The sequence below is a fragment of the Sphingobium sp. B7D2B genome (assembly GCF_025961895.1).
Lineage (GTDB): Bacteria > Pseudomonadota > Alphaproteobacteria > Sphingomonadales > Sphingomonadaceae > Sphingobium.
In genome coordinates this window covers 2,209,813-2,227,259 of the sequence record NZ_JAOQOM010000001.1, presented here as the reverse complement: position 1 = coordinate 2,227,259, position 17,447 = coordinate 2,209,813, and the positions used below count along the sequence as shown (strand labels likewise).

At 62.0% G+C, this 17,447-nt stretch carries 22 protein-coding genes; 5 read left to right on the top strand and 17 right to left on the bottom strand.

The features are described 5' to 3' along the window. Positions 1 to 10 precede the first annotated feature (10 nt). The 11 genes from M2341_RS10270 to M2341_RS10220 form a co-directional block, all read right to left on the bottom strand. Positions 11 to 436: a hypothetical protein gene (locus M2341_RS10270; protein WP_264585169.1), complete on the bottom strand. Its 426-nt coding sequence runs from the start codon at positions 434 to 436 to the stop codon at positions 11 to 13. Next, positions 433 to 735: a hypothetical protein gene (locus M2341_RS10265; RefSeq protein ID WP_264585168.1), complete on the bottom strand. Its 303-nt coding sequence runs from the start codon at positions 733 to 735 to the stop codon at positions 433 to 435. The genes M2341_RS10270 and M2341_RS10265 overlap by 4 nt, the downstream gene beginning before the upstream one ends. A gap of 72 nt (positions 736 to 807) precedes the next feature. Then, entirely contained in the window at positions 808 to 1,140 is a 333-nt protein-coding gene (locus tag M2341_RS10260) for a DUF2190 family protein (protein WP_264585167.1), read from the bottom strand. 77 nt (positions 1,141 to 1,217) lie between these two features. Next, positions 1,218 to 3,281, bottom strand: coding sequence for a prohead protease/major capsid protein fusion protein (locus tag M2341_RS10255; protein WP_264585166.1), 2,064 nt, complete (start codon positions 3,279 to 3,281; stop codon positions 1,218 to 1,220). 18 nt (positions 3,282 to 3,299) lie between these two features. Continuing rightward, entirely contained in the window at positions 3,300 to 4,811 is a 1,512-nt protein-coding gene (locus M2341_RS10250) for a phage portal protein (protein ID WP_264585165.1), read from the bottom strand. Between the two features lies 1 nt (position 4,812). Then, positions 4,813 to 5,016: a phage head-tail joining protein gene (locus M2341_RS10245; protein WP_264585164.1), complete on the bottom strand. Its 204-nt coding sequence runs from the start codon at positions 5,014 to 5,016 to the stop codon at positions 4,813 to 4,815. 9 nt (positions 5,017 to 5,025) lie between these two features. Beyond that, the gene (locus M2341_RS10240) at positions 5,026 to 6,987 is read right to left on the bottom strand and encodes a phage terminase large subunit family protein (protein ID WP_264585163.1); all 1,962 of its coding nucleotides are present in this window, start codon (positions 6,985 to 6,987) and stop codon (positions 5,026 to 5,028) included. After that, a complete protein-coding gene (locus tag M2341_RS10235; RefSeq protein ID WP_181559821.1) occupies positions 6,869 to 7,477 on the bottom strand; it encodes a hypothetical protein in 609 nt (202 codons plus the stop codon). The genes M2341_RS10240 and M2341_RS10235 overlap by 119 nt, the downstream gene beginning before the upstream one ends. Positions 7,478 to 7,615: 138 nt before the next feature. After that, a complete protein-coding gene (locus M2341_RS10230; RefSeq protein ID WP_264585162.1) occupies positions 7,616 to 8,251 on the bottom strand; it encodes a DUF3164 family protein in 636 nt (211 codons plus the stop codon). Next, the gene (locus M2341_RS10225; RefSeq protein ID WP_264585161.1) at positions 8,248 to 8,412 is read right to left on the bottom strand and encodes a hypothetical protein; all 165 of its coding nucleotides are present in this window, start codon (positions 8,410 to 8,412) and stop codon (positions 8,248 to 8,250) included. Before M2341_RS10225 ends, M2341_RS10230 begins: the two co-directional genes overlap by 4 nt. 26 nt (positions 8,413 to 8,438) lie before the next feature. Then, a complete protein-coding gene (locus M2341_RS10220; protein WP_264585160.1) occupies positions 8,439 to 8,687 on the bottom strand; it encodes a hypothetical protein in 249 nt (82 codons plus the stop codon). Between the two features lie 277 nt (positions 8,688 to 8,964). Between M2341_RS10220 and M2341_RS10215 the strand changes: the two genes are divergently transcribed. The 4 genes from M2341_RS10215 to M2341_RS10200 are packed head-to-tail and all read left to right on the top strand — an operon-like array spanning position 8,965 to position 12,242. Beyond that, positions 8,965 to 9,186 (top strand): hypothetical protein, encoded by a 222-nt coding sequence (locus tag M2341_RS10215; protein ID WP_264585159.1) that lies wholly within the window; start codon positions 8,965 to 8,967, stop codon positions 9,184 to 9,186. 11 nt (positions 9,187 to 9,197) lie between these two features. Further along, a complete protein-coding gene (locus tag M2341_RS10210) occupies positions 9,198 to 9,452 on the top strand; it encodes a hypothetical protein (RefSeq protein WP_264585158.1) in 255 nt (84 codons plus the stop codon). Continuing rightward, entirely contained in the window at positions 9,449 to 10,591 is a 1,143-nt protein-coding gene (locus M2341_RS10205) for a protein kinase domain-containing protein (RefSeq protein ID WP_264585157.1), read from the top strand. Before M2341_RS10210 ends, M2341_RS10205 begins: the two co-directional genes overlap by 4 nt. Then, complete coding sequence (locus tag M2341_RS10200; protein WP_264585156.1) at positions 10,584 to 12,242, top strand: hypothetical protein; 1,659 nt, start codon at positions 10,584 to 10,586, stop codon at positions 12,240 to 12,242. Before M2341_RS10205 ends, M2341_RS10200 begins: the two co-directional genes overlap by 8 nt. 267 nt (positions 12,243 to 12,509) lie before the next feature. On the opposite strand, the gene M2341_RS10195 is transcribed toward M2341_RS10200, so the two are convergent. Together M2341_RS10195 and M2341_RS10190 are read right to left on the bottom strand one after the other, a co-directional pair. Next, complete coding sequence (locus M2341_RS10195; RefSeq protein WP_264585155.1) at positions 12,510 to 13,187, bottom strand: hypothetical protein; 678 nt, start codon at positions 13,185 to 13,187, stop codon at positions 12,510 to 12,512. Then, the gene (locus tag M2341_RS10190; protein ID WP_264585154.1) at positions 13,132 to 13,515 is read right to left on the bottom strand and encodes a LexA family protein; all 384 of its coding nucleotides are present in this window, start codon (positions 13,513 to 13,515) and stop codon (positions 13,132 to 13,134) included. Before M2341_RS10190 ends, M2341_RS10195 begins: the two co-directional genes overlap by 56 nt. Before the next feature lie 163 nt (positions 13,516 to 13,678). On the opposite strand from M2341_RS10190, the gene M2341_RS10185 reads away from it, so the two are divergent. Then, positions 13,679 to 14,275 carry a hypothetical protein gene (locus tag M2341_RS10185; protein ID WP_264585153.1) on the top strand — a complete coding sequence of 199 codons (597 nt, stop codon included), beginning with the start codon at positions 13,679 to 13,681 and terminating at the stop codon, positions 14,273 to 14,275. Positions 14,276 to 14,287: 12 nt separating this feature from the next. Here the strand turns inward: M2341_RS10185 and M2341_RS10180 are convergent, their stop codons facing one another. The 4 genes from M2341_RS10180 to M2341_RS10165 all read right to left on the bottom strand — a co-directional run bounded on the left by M2341_RS10180 (position 14,288) and on the right by M2341_RS10165 (position 17,340). After that, positions 14,288 to 15,550, bottom strand: a complete 1,263-nt coding sequence (locus M2341_RS10180) for a Y-family DNA polymerase (protein ID WP_264585152.1) — start codon at positions 15,548 to 15,550, stop codon at positions 14,288 to 14,290. Continuing rightward, positions 15,547 to 15,984 (bottom strand): LexA family protein, encoded by a 438-nt coding sequence (locus tag M2341_RS10175; RefSeq protein ID WP_264585151.1) that lies wholly within the window; start codon positions 15,982 to 15,984, stop codon positions 15,547 to 15,549. Before M2341_RS10175 ends, M2341_RS10180 begins: the two co-directional genes overlap by 4 nt. Before the next feature lie 104 nt (positions 15,985 to 16,088). After that, positions 16,089 to 16,337, bottom strand: a complete 249-nt coding sequence (locus tag M2341_RS10170) for a hypothetical protein (protein WP_264585150.1) — start codon at positions 16,335 to 16,337, stop codon at positions 16,089 to 16,091. Positions 16,338 to 16,632: 295 nt separating this feature from the next. Beyond that, the gene (locus tag M2341_RS10165; protein ID WP_264585149.1) at positions 16,633 to 17,340 is read right to left on the bottom strand and encodes a hypothetical protein; all 708 of its coding nucleotides are present in this window, start codon (positions 17,338 to 17,340) and stop codon (positions 16,633 to 16,635) included. Positions 17,341 to 17,447 lie beyond the last annotated feature (107 nt).

Genomic DNA, 17,447 nt, shown 5'->3' with positions numbered 1-17,447 from the left:
GGTCGGAGGGTCAGGTTGCGGTCGGGTCGCCGCGGCGGGTCGGGAATGTGATGAGGAAGTCGATCGAGAAGGCGAGGCGGTGGGTGCTGCCGAGCGGCACGCGATTGATCCGCATGTCGCCTTCCTCAATGTCCTCGATCAGCAAAGAGGCGTCGGCCATCGCAAAGATCGCCCTCACGGTTGCGGCGTAGAGTGCATTGAGGCGCGTGAGCGCGGCTCGGCCGCCAGCGTCCTCGACAAAGCCTTCGATGCTGAGCGTCATGCCTTGGCGTTGCGTCCCGGTTTCGGTGCGCTGGTCCGGCCGCTGCCCGTCATCGTAAATGTGGAGCGCATCGAACTGCATCGGATCGCCGCTCGGCATGACTTCGATCTCCGCGGCTTTACCTTGCAGGCACGCCTCCGCATCGGTCATGATCTGGTCGCGAATGGCGATCATGCGGCCGCCACCGATAGGATCCACGCGCCGACGCTGTCGTCCTTGCCGCGATCGATCACGGCCCAGCGTCCCGTGGAGTGGACAATCACGTCGCCCTTGGCCGGGATGCCGGGCAGATCGACAAACTGGATCTCGAAAGAGACATGTCGGGCCGTGGCGCCGGCGCCCGTGAACGTGTCGGCCGGCACGTCGCTATGGATGCCGGTGATCGGTTTCTCCACGACGCCGGCGCCGGTGTAAATAATGGGATCGGCCAGGGTGCGATGGATGGTCGCCAGACCGGCGGTTGGCAGGCCCATGGCGATCTCCACGCTGGCTGAAGAACAACGGCGCCGATCGGAGCGATGCGGCGCCGCCTTGTCGTTGTGGGGTCAGGCGATCTGGCCGGTGAGCAGCACGAGGCCGCTCTCGTCGCCGGAAGCCGCCACTGCCAGCGCGACGCCGACCAGGGTGTTGGAGGAGGCTGTCTTGGTCAGCACCTTGTTGGTGTTGTCCCAATAGAGCTTGTCGCCGATCGCCCACGCCGCGCCGGTGGCTTTGGGGAGGGTGATCGCGCCGCGGCGCTTGCCTCGCACGAGCTCGCCGGACTTGGCCGCGCCGAGGGCCACGGCAAAGAGCGCGCCGACGAGGAAGGCCCCGCCAGATGCGACGTCATAAGGGGCCGGGACTTCGATCGTCTCGGCATCCTGCACGAAATTCTTCATGACGGTGTCTCCATCAATATGAGGGGAAATAAATCAGCGGCCAGTGAAGCCGGTCGCTGATCAATCGAGCCGTCCGATCAGGCGCCCGGGTTCTTGTCGAGGCCGCGCCAGTCGATGGTGGAGGCCGCGAAGTCGAGGCTGGCCTTGAACTCCATGCCATCGACGGTGAAGCCCGGCCGGGAGCTCAGCTGCACGCCCTCGGCGCCGTCGAGATAGGTGTACTCGATCGTGTCGACCGCGGTGTTGCTCGCAGCGAGGTACCAGGCCGTGGTGCTGACCCCATCGAGAACCGCGTCGATGACGGGTTCCACGGACGTGCGGCCACCGGCACGGAATTCATTCGTGTCCGCGGCCTTCGCCGGGACATATTGCGCGCTGGTGTACTGATAGGCCTTCTGCTCCTGCGTCGCCGGCGCGATCAGATAGGCAGGCGCAAGGTTGAGCTCCTCCTTCTGCATGCCCTTCTGCAGACGCATACGGGTGCGACCGGCCCCGAGCGTCGTCTCCGAGATCGCGCCGCCAGAGCCGGCGAGATTTCCATGGTCGGCATGGAACAGCGGAGTTCCATCGTTCATGGCAGGATTTGACGTCAGCTGCGCGTAGACAGTGCGGTTCTCGAGCCGCGCGGCCGCTGCAGCGTAACCGACGGTGATCCGCTCGAGCGCGCGCAGATCGTCGTTCACGAGCAGCTGCCGCGATACGCCGATGATGCGACCGTAGGTCAGCAGACCATAGCTGGTCTTGCCATCCGAGGCGGTGCCGTACTTGAACTCGCCCGCTTCGTTGGTCCGCAGCAGTTCGGGCATGGCCGACATTTGTACGACGTCGACCTTGCGGAAGTCAGGCGCATTCGGCGCCCGGCGCGCCCAGATGCGATAGGTCGGCTGATTCTCCTCATAGGCCATGCGCAGCCGGCGACGGAGCGTCTCGCCCATCAGTGCCGAGAAATCGCTGGTGCTGTGAAGCGAGCGCTCGACAATCTCGAGGCGGGAGAGCCCGCGCGTGTTCACGCCGGACTGCGCGAGGATCTCCTCCGCCATGCGATACATGGACAGGCCACGGAATTCCCGGCCGGCCTCACTCAGTTGCGCGTTGGGCGCCATCTGATGGACGAGGCTGTCGGTCATCGCACGCACCATCGTCACGCCGCTACCCGCGCGGGCAGGCACGCGGCCGTTGGTCGGGGCGGGGGCGTCGCGCGCCACAAAGCGCTCGCCAAGCTCGGCCATGAGAGCCGCGCGAGTGAACGGCGTCGCGACATGCGCATCGACCAGGGCGGTCTGTGCGTCGGCATCGAGGCCGGCATTGCGGCACAGCGTCAGGACGGTCGCCGAGGTCAGAACAGCCGAGCGCTGCACTTCGGGAGCCGGTGCGCCGGCGTCATCCTCGTTGCTGCGCTCCTGGTTGGTGTTGCTCTGATTGCCCTGGTCGCCGCCCTCCGGCGCGTTTCGGGTCTGGTCGTTCTGGTTGGCCGGCTCGTTACCGGCCTGCGAGTTGCGTGCAGGCATGGATTCGTTCTCCACGGTGGGTGCCGGCGAAATGCGGCGGAAGGTGCAGGGGGAGCCGCCCTGCGCGGTTGTCTGGCTTCGCGACTGGGCGCCGTGATCGAACGGCACCGGCACGAAGCTGATTTCGGAGGGTTCCCAGTCGATCGCCCGGTAGAGCGCGCGCTGGCCGTCGCGCTCGGTGATTTCGTAGGTGTGAACGATGTAGCCGACCGAGACGTTGCGGATGATGCCGGCGGCAATATCGACGACGATCCCGGCAACTTCCTGTCTATCGGACAGCCGCAGCGTGGCGATGCCTAGGCCGTTCTCCATGCGGGCACTGCCCGGAACCACCACGCCGATCTGGTCGCTGAGCTGGTAACGGGCGTGCGTGTTGAGGACAGGGGCGCCGTTGTTGAGCCGCTCGAGGCGAACATTGGCCGGCTCGGTCGCGAGCTCCTCGTCGATAAACTCCCAGCGATTCCAGTCGAACCGCGCGCCCCGCGCCCCGGTGGTGAAGACCACCTCGATCGTCCGCTCGGCCTCGTTCCAGGTGTCGGTCCGGAGCTGAAGCTCCCGAGTGACCATCGGGATATCGTGGGTGCGCGTCTCCTGCGCCGGCACGGGATCCGCGCCAGTATTGCGTTGGGACATGTCGGTCCTTTCCGGGGGTCAGGCGGCCTTTTTGCCGCTGTCCTGATTGTTCTCGCTGTTGGCGCTGGCCTGGTTGGGTGCGGCCTTCCGGGGGTCGCCGTCGAAATGGACGCCGGGACCGAGTGCGTTGTCGGCTGCGGCCAGATCCTGGGAGAGCTGCTCCAGGAATTCGAGATAGTCGTAGCCATTGGCCTCGACGAGCTGGCTCGGGGTCACCTTGCCCAGGCGAAGGTCGAGGAGGTCGCCCTGGGCGTCCTTGTACTTATCGACCGAGATGAACCCGGGAGGCGTCCAGCGCATGCTGAAATCCTGCGCCGGCAACAGCCCGGCGGCGAGGCTCGCCTCGCGAAAGCGCGCGCCGATCGGCTTGCAGGCGCGATGGATCATGATGTGCCACTGCTTGCGCTCCATGCGACGCCGGAAGCCATGCCCGCCGGCGCGCCAGCTGGAATAGTTCACGCGGCTGAAGTCGCCGGTAACGTGCTCGTACATGACGCCGGCGCCGGCCGCGATCTCGCGCAGGTAGAGCGTCGCGAATTCCTCCACCCCTTGCGAACTGCCTGGCGTGCTGACAGTGACTTCTTCGCCATCGCGCAGGCGATAGAGCATCCCAGGCTCGAACTTCTCGGCGAGCTTGCCAGGTCGCACACCTTCGGTCTGTGTGCCGATCGGCCCGTCCGCGCCATCGAGGCCCGGCTTGATGAAGGCCGCCAGGCAACTCTCGATCCGCTTGCGGACCAGTTCCGCATCGAAATAGCCGCGCAGATCGTGCAGCGGCATGACCGCCGGCGCCAGCAACGGCATGCCGCGATCCTGCCCCGGCCGCAGCTTGTCATAGAGATACACGATCTCGCTCGCCGGAATCCGCTCGCTGGTCATGGCGCGGCTGCGCCAGCTCGCCATGTTTCCCGGGTGGCCCGGGTAGAGCCACCATGCACGAACGCGCCCCTCGCTGTCGTATTCGATACCGCGGTCGATATAGCCGTCCGCCAGCATGGTCGTTTTCGTGACGTCAATCAGATCCGGCTCGAGCAGCTGCAGCTTGAGCGGCGTGCGGGTCGTGCTGGCGTCGAAACGCTGCCGGCGGAACCGAATGATCGCTGCGCCCGATTCCGCCATGGCTTTGCACGCCAGCCAGAGCAGCCCGTCGAGATCATGGTCGTTGTCAAAGTCGCACTCGTCCTTGAAGGCGGTCCAGAGGCCCGCAACGATCTTCTGGTTGCGCTTGGACAGCCCGGTCGGTGCGCCAACGATACCGGTCCCGACAACATTGTCCGCGAACGTGTCGAGGATCTGCACCGCATAGCCGCTGTTGCGCGCGAGCTCCCGGCAACGGTTGCGCACAGTCTCCTCGGCCGCGCCGATCTCGGTGTTGGCGTCGGTCCCACCCGCCTTCCAGCTCATGGTGCGATGATCGCGCCGTGCAGCATCATAAGCCCGGGTGGCGAGCTGCAGCGCTGCGCGCGCGCGGACACGCCGCAACGCCGAGGTGGGTGAAACCCACCCAATTGAGCGATCGAGCCAGTTCACGTCAGAACCCTGCCACGCTGGTGCGGCTCGCCGGGCGGCCAGCGGACGATGAAGCGGCGATGTCCTTCTGCGCCATGCGGAGGATCCGCTGCATCTCGTCGAGCGTACGGTACTGGATCTCGCGGCCGTCCGGATAGCGCACGCGCGTGGCGCCGGTCGCGATCGCTGATTTGAGGGCGTCGATATCGCTCTGCTGCAAGGCCATGCTCAAATCCTAAAGCCAGCTGCCGCCGTCAGAGCGGCCGCCGTTGATCCAGTCGCTGCCTTGTTGGGACTGCGCTGGAGGGGTTTCAGTCGGTTGGGCCGGTTGTTCGGCCGGCTTTGCTTGCGGGACTGCGCCCGGGTCGCTGATCTGGCCGCGAACCCTGGCCCAGTGTCGGGCTGTCCATCGATCGATACCGACCGCATAGGCCGCTGCGCGGGCATACACCCGCATGTCGATCGCCTCGTTGCGGGTGCCGCTGGTGATTTGCCACTCAAGCCGGCCAAAACCAGATCTGCTCTTCACCCTGACCAGCTGCTCGGCGACCAGCTGCTTGATCCAGGTCTCGTTCGTGCCCTGCGGCAGGTGGATGTAGCCCGGCGGGTGCGGTTGTCCGTCGACCGGAGCATCAAGGTTCAGCCAGGCATAGGTCTCGGACTTGAACACCGAGACGGCGATCGTCCAGAGCTGCACGCCGCGGCGTAGCTTCCGGCCATTGACCGTGGCATCCACCCAAGTCGGGCCGGTGACTGGCGATGAACTGTCGAACTTGCCGGTGCCCTTGATCGCCATGACGTGGCGCGGATATTTTCGTGCCCAGGCATAGACGGTGGTGGTCGAGTAACCGTCGCCAGTGTCGATCGCCCAGCGCAGCGGCCGCAGGCGCCGTCCGGAGGCGGTTTCCCACTCGCGCCCGAGCAGCGCGTCCATTTCCTCCCAAATTTCGGCCTTTGCCGGATCGCCATCGATGACGATGTGGTCGACCAGGGCACTTTCGAGGCCAGGCCCCCAGGCCCAGATATCGCACTCGATGCGATTGCGCTGAATGTCGATGCCGGCGGTAATGGCGCCGGCCCATTCCGGGACCTGTTCCAACACCAGCTCCCTCGATCGACGGTCGTAGAGCCTCTGCCAGTCCGGGGCCTCGCCCTTTTCCTGCCATGTCTCGCCGAGCGCGGTATTGGTCCACGTCTTCAGCGTTTCCGGGTTGCCCTTGGCATCCAGAAACGCCTTCACCGTGTCGGCCAGCTTCACCCAGGAGGAGTAAGCCTCCCAAATATGGAAGCCGGCGATGCCGTTGAACGGTGCCGTTGCCCGCCATTCGCCCCTGCGGACCGATTCCCAACGTTCGGCGTCGGTCCAGTGGTGCTGGCAGAGCTCGCCCGTCTCAGGATCTGCAGCCGCGCATTCGTAATAGGCGGTCTCGTGCAGGTGTTTGCCTGCCTCGTCCTTCTCCCATTTGACCTGCGACCAGCTGAGCCGCTGTTTCGTGCCGCATTTGGGGCACGGGATGAAGTAATAGCGCTTGTCGGACAGCTCGAAGGCTGCCTCGATCCGACTGGCGCCGGCGACGGTCGGGGTCGATCCAGCGAGGCGCTTGCGATTCCAGAACGTCGTGGTGCGCTTGAAGGCGAGGCTGAGTGGATCGCCTTCGGCGCCGGCCGATGCCGGGTAACGGTCAACCTCATCCGCCAGCACCACCCGGATCGGACGCGAAGCGAGCGAAGCCGGGCTGTTGGCACCGGCGATCGTGCAATGACCGCCGGCGAACTTCTTGTGCAGGATGGTGTTGCCACTATCCCGCGCCTTGCTGTCCGAAATCTTTGCCGTCAGGCACGGCGTGTCCCGGATCATCGGTGCGAGCCGGTCTTTCGACCATGCCTCGCCCATTTCCAGCGTCGGCTGCATGACCAGCATCGGCGCCGGATCCTGGTCGACGAAATAGCCGACCACGTTTCCGATGATTTCGGTCCACCCGACCTGGGCGGACTTCATCACGACGATGTCCTGGATCAGCGGATCGCTGACCGCATCCATGATCCCGCGCTGGAACTCCGCGCGGGACGTGTCCCATTTACCCGGCTCGGCGCTTGCTTCGGCGCTGAGTTGCCGGTTTGTGTCCGCCCACTGGCTGACCGTCAGTTTCGGCGGCGGCGTCAGGACCGGCCACCAGGTCGCCACCGTGGCCGCCATCGCCGCGCTCGCCACCACCATCGACGTGATGGTCGGGATCAGCGGTGGCGATTTTCGTCGACGCGAGCTCGAGGAGCGCTTCATGCACCAGCTCCGTCAGCTTGTCCTGCACGGCTGCGATCGTCGGCTTGGCATGGACGAGAGGGGCGCACTTGGCGGGCAGGCTGAGCAGCTTCGCCCGCACGCGGGCAAAGGCGGATTGAACAGCGCTCGAGACTTCATGGCGCGGCAGCAGCTGCTTCCTCATTTCCTGCGCCTTGGCCTCGGCAATGTCGGCCTGGGCGCGGAGGATGCGCGCTTCGTTGACCTCCTTCTCCTTCGGCTTGCCGGCGCCGACCTGATAACTTGTCCAGGCCTGGACCCATTCGGTCAGCGTGGCGCCATCGCCGGGCAATTCGCCTTCAGCGCGGAGGTTGGCGATCCAGCGGGAGGATTTCCCCACCAATTTGGCAACTTCATTCAAAGTTGGCCGATATTCAGCCAAATTCATGAGTTTAGCGCCCTAGGATGATGAAGTAGGGAAAATCCCTATATCTAGAAAACTCCCGCGCCTTCGCCCCCCGTATAGCCAGCGGCGCCGGAAGGACCCGCGAGGGGGGTGGGGGGAGGGACGTGCGGCCTCGACGGTTCAGCCCGCCGCTATGTCGATCGATATCGCCCGCCATTGGCCATCCCCGGCGTCGCGCTGATAGAGGCGGATGTACCGCTTCGAGCCCACCACGCGGAAGCTGTCGCGGATCGCCTGCATCGCCTTCTTCCAGCGCTCGTCCGCAAACTCGAGGCGCAGCAGTGAGAGCAGGTCGTTGCGGTTGACCCGGCCATGATTGTCCACGTCAAAGGCCCGATTTATGATTGCGCGGATCTCCGGCCCGCTGGTGGCGGACCATTCCACGAGGCACTCATCGATGATGCCCTTGGCCACCTGCAACTCTGGCCCGAACACGATGTGCTCGGATACCTGCACGACGATCTTCAGCAGCCCGTCATAGCTGGTGAATGTCAGGTTGCCCTTCGACCCGCCACGTCGCGCGCCATATTCCTGCTCGAGCAGGGAAACGAAGTCATCGACATCACCGAAGCTGTGCTGGCGGAAGCGCGTCACTTGGGCCGAAAGGGGCAGGGCGAAGCCGATGATCTTGCGGACCAGCTCGTCCTGCAGCTTGTCCACCGGCTTGACCACGCTCTCGGGGATCAGCCCGCCATCGGCGTTGACCATGTAGCGGGCGCCATCGATGACGCGGACGGGATCGGCCAGCTCGCTCATCGCGTAATACCGCCAGACGGATCGTGGTCGAGCAGATCAGCAGTCACGCGGCTGCGTGCTTGCTCCAGCTCGACCAGCACAGCCTTGAGCCAACGTCGCGTCACACCAACCTGTTCATGGCTGTCGCGCGCTTCTTTGCGCAGCTTATCGATGTCGATCACGGTCTGCCTCCCGCTATGCGCTCAGGTCAGCCCCGGCGGCGCCCGTAAGCCATTTGGCGCAGATCCAGCGCGATGACTTCAGGGCTGGCCGCTTCGGCGGTGATGTGGTGGAACTCGCTCGGCCCGGCCGCAATGATGCGGTCGCATTCATGGATCACGCGGGTCATGCCAGTAATGACCGGCGCTTTGTCGCGACTGGCGCCGCACAGCTTGCGCAGCGAGAGCGCCATCAACCGGATATCGGCGGCGATCTGGACGTCTCGGCGGTTGATCACATGGGTGTTCCCCGTAGGAGCCCATGGCCGGGGGGACATGCGGCCATGGGCTCCGGACACAATTGTGGCGGGGTCGTTTTGCGCCCTTGCGTGACCGTTTGGCAGTCCCGCTTTTGTAACGCGTGAGGTCGAACCTGGATTTCCGAAGTGCGCGGACGCCGGAGCGGTCGACCAAATGACGGTTGCGATTGAGTACCCATCGGGCGAGCGCGACCTTGCAAATGCGCAGAAAATGTGTATATAATCCGCATTATATGTGTGTAAATGGAGTCGCTCTATGTCAAAGGTTCGGATGAATATCGAGGTAAGTCAAGATGTTGCTTCATTTCTCGAGCAGATTGCCTCCGAGGAAGCAACCACAAAAACGGAGATCGTTCGGCGCGCAATCTCGGTTTTGAAGGCTTACAAAACACAGAAGGGCAAAGGCCGAAATCACATAGGCTTTACGAGCGATGCAGATAAGCTCGATGCTGAAATCGTAGGAATTCTTGATAGTTAGGAGAAGAATTGATGCAAAGGGGGGAAGAAAAAGAGATTATAATCTCAGACAGAGTGATCCCTGATAATGAGGTGCAGAATGTTCACATTACCAAGACTAAAGCTGCACTTGTCATTGTTTATTTGTGTCTAGCAATTGCAAGCACAATTCTTGCTCTATCTTTTATCACTGATGATGCGGCATTGAGAGCATGGGCGACAGGTATTATTTCGTCCATAGGTGGTGCAGCCCTCTCATATGGCTTTACGAAGGGGAATAATCAGTGAACGCCGCGGGGAGTAGTGCGGTGCTAGCTGATCGCAAATCGACGTTGGCCGAATGCCTCGTAGGCCGCAGTTTACAGGGGATGAAATCCAAGAAAATATGGACCGTAGAAGAGAGGTTGTGGGTCGAGGAAGAAAAATCGAACGCGAAATGCTCCGTTGGTTACCGTGTTCGAAGCGCTGACGGGCGGCAGGCCTTTTTAAAAGCCAGCGACTTGTCTCTACTTACGATTGAGGAAGGAAGTTACGTCGACCGTATTTTCGCCGCGACCCTAAGCCATAAATTTGAGCGAGAACTATTAGAATACTGTCGCGGAAGCAGAATGGATAGAGTCGTTCTTGCTATAGACTACGGGGAGACGATGCTCCCATTTGACGGCCGAGACGAGTTTCTTTTTTTTATCATTTTCGAGCTCGCAGATCACGATATGCGGGTTCGTACAGATAAAGCGCGAGATTTCAGTTTGGCATGGTGCCTCAGCGCCATGCACGAACTTGCCGTAGGGGTTAAGCAACTGCATTTAGGCAACGTAACTCATAACGATATCAAGCCTGCTAATTGTTTAGTTTTTGAAAAGATTTTCCACAAGATCGCAGATTTGGGTTGTGCCACGAGGGCCCACGAACAGAGTCTCTATGAAGATAGCCATGATGCTGGTGATCCGAAGTATGCTGCACCGGAAATCATCTATGCTGCCAATGAAGGAGAGAAAGCTGCATTGTGTCGGTTTGACGAGAGACGCGCCGCCGACCTCTATAATTTGGGCAGTATGATTTATTTTTTGATGACCGGGACGATGATGACCCCCCAGGTTCTCAGCCGCTTGGCGCGCGAACATCGGCCACCACTTCACTCTGGCGGATGGAACGGCAGTTACAAGGACGTAGAGCCATATTGGCGCGAAGCTTTTGCTCGCCTGATGACTGACTTTAGTGAGAGGCTGAATTCGGTGGTGCCTGAGCACCTTGCAGATTTAAGGCATCAACTGTTCAAAGTTGTGTCGGAGTTGTGCGAGCCTCAGCCAGAGTTGCGAGGGCATCCTCTTAGTAGAAGTTCAACGCAGAACCGGTACAGCGTTGAACGGTACATTTCCATGTTCGATAGCATGCGAAGGAAAGCCGAGCTGAAAATAGATGGATGATTCTTCTCAATCTAATGAACGACAGGTTCTTCCTCGGTGGCGCACGTTGCCGAATACGCCGGCTCATGAACTGAAATCTGCTCAGCGGAGGTCTTTACCTACTCCTGTGGTGGATATTCACCGCTCGTCTGAGTCGCGAAGATGGTCAGGCGCAAAGACCGTCGAAACCGCCTGCGAGATGATGGAGCTGTCAATACTGCTCGGCAATGAGGCAACTGGCGAAGAAGCAGCGATATGGATTTTGCGGAATAAGGAACGCGTTCAACCTGATGCGGTCCGGCTAGCCCGATGCATAACGGGTGAAGTCAAGCCGCACGAAGCTACAAATTATTCTGGTTCTTGGATTTCCAATCACGCTGGCCGCTCGAGGCTAATTGGATCGCTGAAAAAGTTGCTGCTAGAGCATCCTCGCGATGCTATTTCGTACACAGAACTCTCGCGGTTGTATTTTCTCTCGGGTCAGCATCGGCAGGCACAAGCAGCCCTCGAGATGGCGCTCCGATTGGCACCCGACAATAGGTTCGTGCTGCGCAGTGCGGCACAACTGTTTGAGAGTTTGCGTGATCCAGAAAGGGCTCTCGCGTACATATGGCGGAGTGATGCTGTTAAGGGAGATCCTTGGGTGCAAGCGGCAGAGATCGCCTTGGCGGACCGATGCGATAAATCCCCGCGCCACGGCACCAAACGTCTTAACGAGCTTCTCACGGTGGAAGAAGGACAGCTTTGGACCAGCGAGCTAGCGGCTGGTCTCGCGTCTCTCGAATTCAAAAATGCCTCAAAACTGCGTCGTGTTAGGCGGCTTCTTCAAAATAGCGCCAACAGACCGACTGAAAACTCGCTGGCACAAATTTTGTGGCTTGAGGAACATTCAGGCGTTTCTGTCCATGCGCAGTCGCTGGCCACTCAGATTACAGCGGCTCATGAAGCGCAAGCTCGGGTCTATTACGACGAACGGAACTATGTCGGGGCAAGGAAAGAATCGATGGCTTGGTTGAATGACCAGCCTTTTTCGATCGATGCCGCACGTGAAGTAATGTTTACATCCGGTATCCACCTTGGGGACTATTCAACGGCGGCCAGTGTCGGAATTGACGCGCTCAAGATTCACCCTCGCGATCCAAGCCTGATCAATGCGCAATTTCATGCGCTCGCAATGGCCGGGGACATCGACGGCGCCACTCAGATGTTCGCAAAGCTAGAAGAATTCAGGTCAAACCGCGACATTGTGCCTTACATTCATGCCGGTCGAGGATTGCTCGCGTTTTTGACCAAGGATCCTATCCATGGGCGTTTGCACTATGAGAAGGCGGTGGAAGCTGCCCGCGATTATAAGAAGCCCACTTTGGCAACAAACGCTCTGATCTTTTGGCTCGAGCAAGAAGTGATCTGTGGGTCGATTACCCCTGAAGACGCAACTTTCGCGGTCTCGAAAATCGATGAAGCTCTTATGAAGGGAAAAAAGGCGGAGAGACGCGAACTCGCGCCCACTTGGGAGACGAAGCGATCAGCTATTTTGGGAATTCCGAAGGAGCCGACATTTATCACCTTGGGTGATGCGCAAACTAAGGATGGGAAAAGAGTGCGCTTTGGTCTCAACCGCGATGTCTTGCCTGATCATCTTGCACGCAACCTAGTCACTTTCGACGCGTAATCACCGGCACGTTGTGGCCGGTCCGAATGGCTGCTGCGCGATTTGAAATCCGCAGTCGGTCCCCGAGGGCGCGACGCGCGATGGCGGCTGAGGGGGCTACTAGGATGATAGAGCAGGAGCTCGATGATTGCCCGGCCGCACTTCGTGACGACGCAATGGCGTTGTGGCCGTGAACTGCATACCAGTGCGCCTCCTCATCGCCGAAGCACACGGCCCATTGGGACTCGCCCAGGTCGAGATCCGGGCCGAGATGCCCGCGTCGCTCGGTCACAGGATCGCCGCCTGCGCACGCGCAAGCGCTTCCTCGTCGATCTCGCGCCGGGTCTGCCGGAACATGTCGATCCAGATCTGCAAGCCCGCCACCACCAGCGCCCGGGCACGCCGAGCAGCCATATGGTGCCGGGCGGCGGCGGCCGCGATACCGAGGTCCTCATGCACCACGCTGAGCATCAGTGGCCCATGCACGCGCGGATCGGCGCGCCACTGGCTATAGGTGGCCTCCATCCAAACGCGGCCGAGCGCCTCGTGGAACACCTCCCCATGCGGGCTGTTGTCGATCCGGGTTTCGAGGCTGGCTGTTCGCACCGCCACATCGCGCATGATGAGCGTCGAGGCGGCAGCGATCTCGGTGCCGGCCGCGAGCAGCTCAGCGTCAATGGCGCCGCTCATGTACAGCCGCGCAAGCGCGCCCTGGCGCACCCGGTTCGCATGTTCGTGGGTTTCCGGCGTGCCGTTGCGCTTGTGACCCCAGCGCGCCCGCGCCGCGATATTGGCTTTGCGCAGCCGGCGCTCGTCGGCAGCGCGCTCGGGATGCCGCGCCGCCCAGTCCGCGCGGATCGCGGCCGCGCGCGCGTCGAGCGCTTTTTCCAGCCCGCTGCGTGTCTTTCGCTCAGTGCTGGGCGTGAGGCGCAGTGCCGCCCGATTCCTGGTTTTGCGTTTTGCCATGCCGAGCGGGATCATGGTCCAGCACTGCCGGCGGGAGCAGGCCCGCATTTGTCACGATATAGCCGGCCGCCTGGAGACGGCGCAGCGCTTCCTCTTCGGCCGAGATCGGGCGGATGCCGCGCGGCACGCCCGGGAAGTACCGGATGCGGCCTTCACGCGCGAGCTGGCGCACATGCCCCTGCGCCCGGGATCGGTTCGAGTTGAGCGCAGCGGCCAGCTCGGACAGACTGGGGCCGATGCCGCGCACGGCAAAGAACTGCTCGATGAACGCGAGCGCCTGCAGCTTGCGGCTCGCCATCAGGGGCGAAAGCCGAGGAACATCGTGCATAATGGAACCTCACCCTCCGCTTGTAGACATAAAGGGAACAGGCAGAAAATGCGAGGAAGTTAAGAGGTTGCGCGCGATGTTCGGCGTGACGACGGCTTGCGCTGGGCGGCCGAGATTGTATTCCCGAGCCGGGGTGTTCGGCGCGTCGCGCAGATCGGGGCAGATGAAACTGAAATCTCTGGATTGGTCCGGCTTCCGCAGCGGAGTGGCTAAGTTCTCTGCTTGGAACAAGCGCTGGCTCGCAACATGGTGGCTATGGGGTCCTTTGCTCTTCGCCTCGATGGCATACCTCAACCCTCACAATGACCGGGCAGACATGTACGATGTTGCCCGATCTGCGCCGCGCATTGTGCGAGAAGGTGTGGTGGACGTTGGAGGAATTGGCACTCGGTGGATGACGCTCCATATGGCGAATGTCAGCCGGCAAATAAGCTGCGAAGCCGCCCGATGGAGATCGCGGGATATCTATTGCCTTCCCCAAGAGCGCTTCCCCCTCCGTGCCAAATTGACGCTGGTGGACTACAAAGGGCACTGGTTGATTATCAGCGCCGCTGACAAAAATGGCGTGATCCTCAGTGAGCAAAAGCAACTCGGCTATCTGAAGCTCACTTCGGAGTTCAGTAAATCAAGGACCCCCGGCAAAGCATTTATCGAGATGTTCATCTTGGGATCTGCAGTCGGCGGCCTGATTACGCTCCTCGCGTTCCGCCGACGCAGGAAGCTTCAACAAGCGGCAGACGCTGCCAGCCAGCCCGAATGACCGACGTGCGCTTTACCGCGCCACCGGGATCTGCCGAATATCCGTCGTCCATGATGGGCTCTTCTGCCCCCGCTTGGTGTCGAAGCTCCGGCCGCCAAAACCCTGCGCCGCCAGGTGGATTGTCCCCCGGCCGAACCGGTCGTTGAGCCCGTCCATCGCCGCCAGCAGGCCGCGCACACGCGGATCGGCCTGGACAAACAGATCGCCCTGGCCTGTCCCTTCCGGCACCAGCTCCTCGAGCAACACCCCGCACTTGGTATAGACCGCCCCCGGCTGATGCATCGCCTCCATCATCTTGCCGGCGAGGGCGGCGATGATGCGCGGATCGTTACTCGGCGGCGAAAGGCGCGTCTGCCGGCTCGCCGAGGGCGCATTGGCGCGGAACCGCGAACCGTGCGCAAAGGCGATCAACCGCGTCGCCATCAGGCTCTGCTCCCGCAGCTTCTCCGCCGCGCGCACCGCGCGCCGCACCATGGCCTCGCGCAGCTCGCTCAGATCAGTGACCGGCGCGCCGAACTGGCGCGTCACGGCCGTCGCCTTGCGCGCCTCCGGCTCGGGCTTGAAGTCGTCGCAGGCGATGCCGTTCAGCTCCAGCACCAGGCGCTCGAGCACGACCGTGCCAACCGAGCGCGCCACCGCCGGGGGCAGGGCGACCAGATCAGCGACTGTGCGCACGCCCAGCGGCTGCAGCCGCGCCGCCAGGGCCCGCGCGATGCCCCACACCTCCGTCACCGGCCATTGCGCAAACAGCCGCGCGCGCAGCTCGCGATCGTGCAGATCCACAACGCCGCCCCAAACCTTCTCGGTGGCCTTGGCGAGTGCATTGGCCACCTTGGAGAGCGTGCGCGTCGGCCCTAGGCCGATCCGCGTCGGCAGGCCTACCGTGCGGAGGATCGCGGCGCGCAGCGCGTGCGCGGCCGCCACGTCGCCCCGGCCGTCCGCCAGCGTCGGCAATCGGTAGAAGCTCTCGTCGATCGAATAGATCTCCACCAGGTCGCTATGCTCGCCGATCACCGCGTTGAACCGGCGGTTCATGTCGGCATAGAGCTCGTAATTGGAGGATCGCAGCTCGATGCCGTGCCGCTTGATCACGTCGCGGATCTTGAACACCGGATCGCCCATCTTGATGTGCAGGGCCTTGGCCTCGGCGCTGCGCGCGATCGCGCAGCCATCATTGTTGGAGAGGACGATCACCGGCACGCGCCGCAGGCGCGGGTCGAACACCCGCTCGCTGGAGACGTACATGTTCTCCACATCGACGATCGCCCAGCTCACCGCTGATAATCGCGCACGCCGGCGCGCACGACGCCCCATATCTCCGTCGATTCATCGGCGAGGTGAGTGGCATAGTTCTGCCGGCTGTTCCGCGCTTCCAGATAGGGCACGCCGCCGCGATAGACGAGCTGGCGGCATACAAAGCCGCCGGCTACGATCGCGATGACGATATGGCCGTTGCGCGGCGTCACATCGCGATCCACCACGACGACGTCGCGGTCGGAAATGCCGGCATCGATCATGCTGTAGCCATCGATGCGAAAGACGAAGCTCCCGGCCCGGTTGAGCCGCAGCAACTCCGCCAGATTGATGGCGTCCTCCTCCCAATCCTGGGCGGGGCTTGGAAAGCCGGCTCCCGCCACGCCGATCGGCTTGAACCGGATGCCCGGCGCCATGTCGGCGAGCGGGACCGGCTGCGCGATAGGCAGCAGCATGATCAGATTCCCTGGCTCGTCAGCTCACATAACGCCAAAGAGAACAGATTGGGAACATCCCAAACGTGCAACTCGTCGCTTTCTGCTCGATGCGGGCCGGCAGGCTATCCGCCGGCGGGCGGCGTGATGTACGTCCCCGTGGCCAAGCCGACGGCGACAAACCCGACATTGAGCCACGATAGCCAGCAGATCAGCAGCGCGCCCAAGCCGTTTCCGATGGCGAAGTTCATGCCCATCGAGATGAATACGCCGACGAAATAGGCGATTGAGCTCATCTCCGCGATCTGCTGCGCAGAGTTGGCGGTGGCGCTTCTGATCGCGCGCAGCTCCGTCAGAATCTCGGAATTATCCACGGTAGCGAGTATCTGCCCCGGTACCGCAGTTGCTGCTGGCGCAGCGATTGATCCGCCAATGCGGCCCGCATAACCGCAGCCGCCACAGGCTTCGCAAACGGATCCCGACGATCTGTACCCGTTGCCATAGCACAGCTTGCAGGGTGTGGCGGGCTCGAGGACGTGTACAGACCCCGCTCCACCGCAGCCCTCGCAAATCGACCCAGACGACCGGTACCCATTCCCGTAACAAAGCTTGCAAGACACAGCTGTCGTCATCATTCTCCCCCCGACGTCTCTGGGCCGACGGTCCCGCCTAGTTTCGCGGCCGCAGCGTCAGCGCGTCTAAATCTTTGCGCTCATAAGTGTTGAGATAGACCGGCCTTTCAGCCGGCTGCAGCACGCCGCCTGAGAACTTGAACTCCTCGAACTCGCCGCCGTGCGTTTCGCCTTTTTCATCGAGCCGCAGGGCGTAGCGGTAACAGAATTCATGTCCCATCACGCCTGCCCAGCGCTCGCGCAAATCCTTCCGCCACGTCTCAAGGTTGGCCGCATTCGCGCTGATGTCCGTGGATTGAATTTTGGCAACATTGTCGACCGTGATGTAGTAATTGGCCCGCTCGACTGACCACTCGTCCGAGGTCACGCAGATGGCGTCGCCTTTGAGTATCTGCCGATCCCTCATGACATGCTTCTCGGCACTGTCCCATTTATAGACGGTGATCGTGTTCACTTGGGTCGGGCTGACGACAGTTTCGGCATATTGCACGTTGTCGCAACTGTCCCCGTCGCCAGGGCGATAGCAATACACAACGCCATTCTTGAATTTGTCGAACATGGTCTGGGCCGAGACATACAGCCTGCCATCGGGCGTTTTGGTCGGGGCCTCGGTCTTCGCTTCAGCGGCGAGGGCAGCGCTGTTCCCGGCGGCGGTGCTGTCGGGCGCTCTTTGCTCCGAGCATCCCGACAAAACGAGCAGGGCCGCAATGACGACCTGCGCGCGAATACGATTCTTATTTCCCACGATGACCCCCCACAAGGTTTACGCAGTGTTCACCGAGTCTTTGGATGTGGCAAGGGTGAAAACGACCGCGCGATCATTGGCGCATCTATAGGTGTCTAGCGAAGTGA

What these genes read in the sequence shown, in the direction of transcription:
- M2341_RS10240 (WP_264585163.1), bottom strand. Translation starts at nt 6,987, where the DNA reads ATGGCGGCCACGGTGGCGACCTGGTGGCCGGTCCTGACGCCGCCGCCG.
- M2341_RS10270 (WP_264585169.1), bottom strand. Translation starts at nt 436, where the DNA reads ATGATCGCCATTCGCGACCAGATCATGACCGATGCGGAGGCGTGCCTG.
- M2341_RS10215 (WP_264585159.1), top strand. Translation starts at nt 8,965, where the DNA reads ATGTCAAAGGTTCGGATGAATATCGAGGTAAGTCAAGATGTTGCTTCA.
- M2341_RS10230 (WP_264585162.1), bottom strand. Translation starts at nt 8,251, where the DNA reads ATGAGCGAGCTGGCCGATCCCGTCCGCGTCATCGATGGCGCCCGCTAC.
- M2341_RS10255 (WP_264585166.1), bottom strand. Translation starts at nt 3,281, where the DNA reads ATGTCCCAACGCAATACTGGCGCGGATCCCGTGCCGGCGCAGGAGACG.
- M2341_RS10190 (WP_264585154.1), bottom strand. Translation starts at nt 13,515, where the DNA reads ATGCACGATGTTCCTCGGCTTTCGCCCCTGATGGCGAGCCGCAAGCTG.
- M2341_RS10260 (WP_264585167.1), bottom strand. Translation starts at nt 1,140, where the DNA reads ATGAAGAATTTCGTGCAGGATGCCGAGACGATCGAAGTCCCGGCCCCT.
- M2341_RS10195 (WP_264585155.1), bottom strand. Translation starts at nt 13,187, where the DNA reads ATGGCAAAACGCAAAACCAGGAATCGGGCGGCACTGCGCCTCACGCCC.
- M2341_RS10200 (WP_264585156.1), top strand. Translation starts at nt 10,584, where the DNA reads ATGGATGATTCTTCTCAATCTAATGAACGACAGGTTCTTCCTCGGTGG.
- M2341_RS10185 (WP_264585153.1), top strand. Translation starts at nt 13,679, where the DNA reads ATGAAACTGAAATCTCTGGATTGGTCCGGCTTCCGCAGCGGAGTGGCT.
- M2341_RS10210 (WP_264585158.1), top strand. Translation starts at nt 9,198, where the DNA reads ATGCAAAGGGGGGAAGAAAAAGAGATTATAATCTCAGACAGAGTGATC.
- M2341_RS10265 (WP_264585168.1), bottom strand. Translation starts at nt 735, where the DNA reads ATGGGCCTGCCAACCGCCGGTCTGGCGACCATCCATCGCACCCTGGCC.
- M2341_RS10235 (WP_181559821.1), bottom strand. Translation starts at nt 7,477, where the DNA reads ATGAATTTGGCTGAATATCGGCCAACTTTGAATGAAGTTGCCAAATTG.
- M2341_RS10175 (WP_264585151.1), bottom strand. Translation starts at nt 15,984, where the DNA reads ATGCTGCTGCCTATCGCGCAGCCGGTCCCGCTCGCCGACATGGCGCCG.
- M2341_RS10245 (WP_264585164.1), bottom strand. Translation starts at nt 5,016, where the DNA reads ATGGCCTTGCAGCAGAGCGATATCGACGCCCTCAAATCAGCGATCGCG.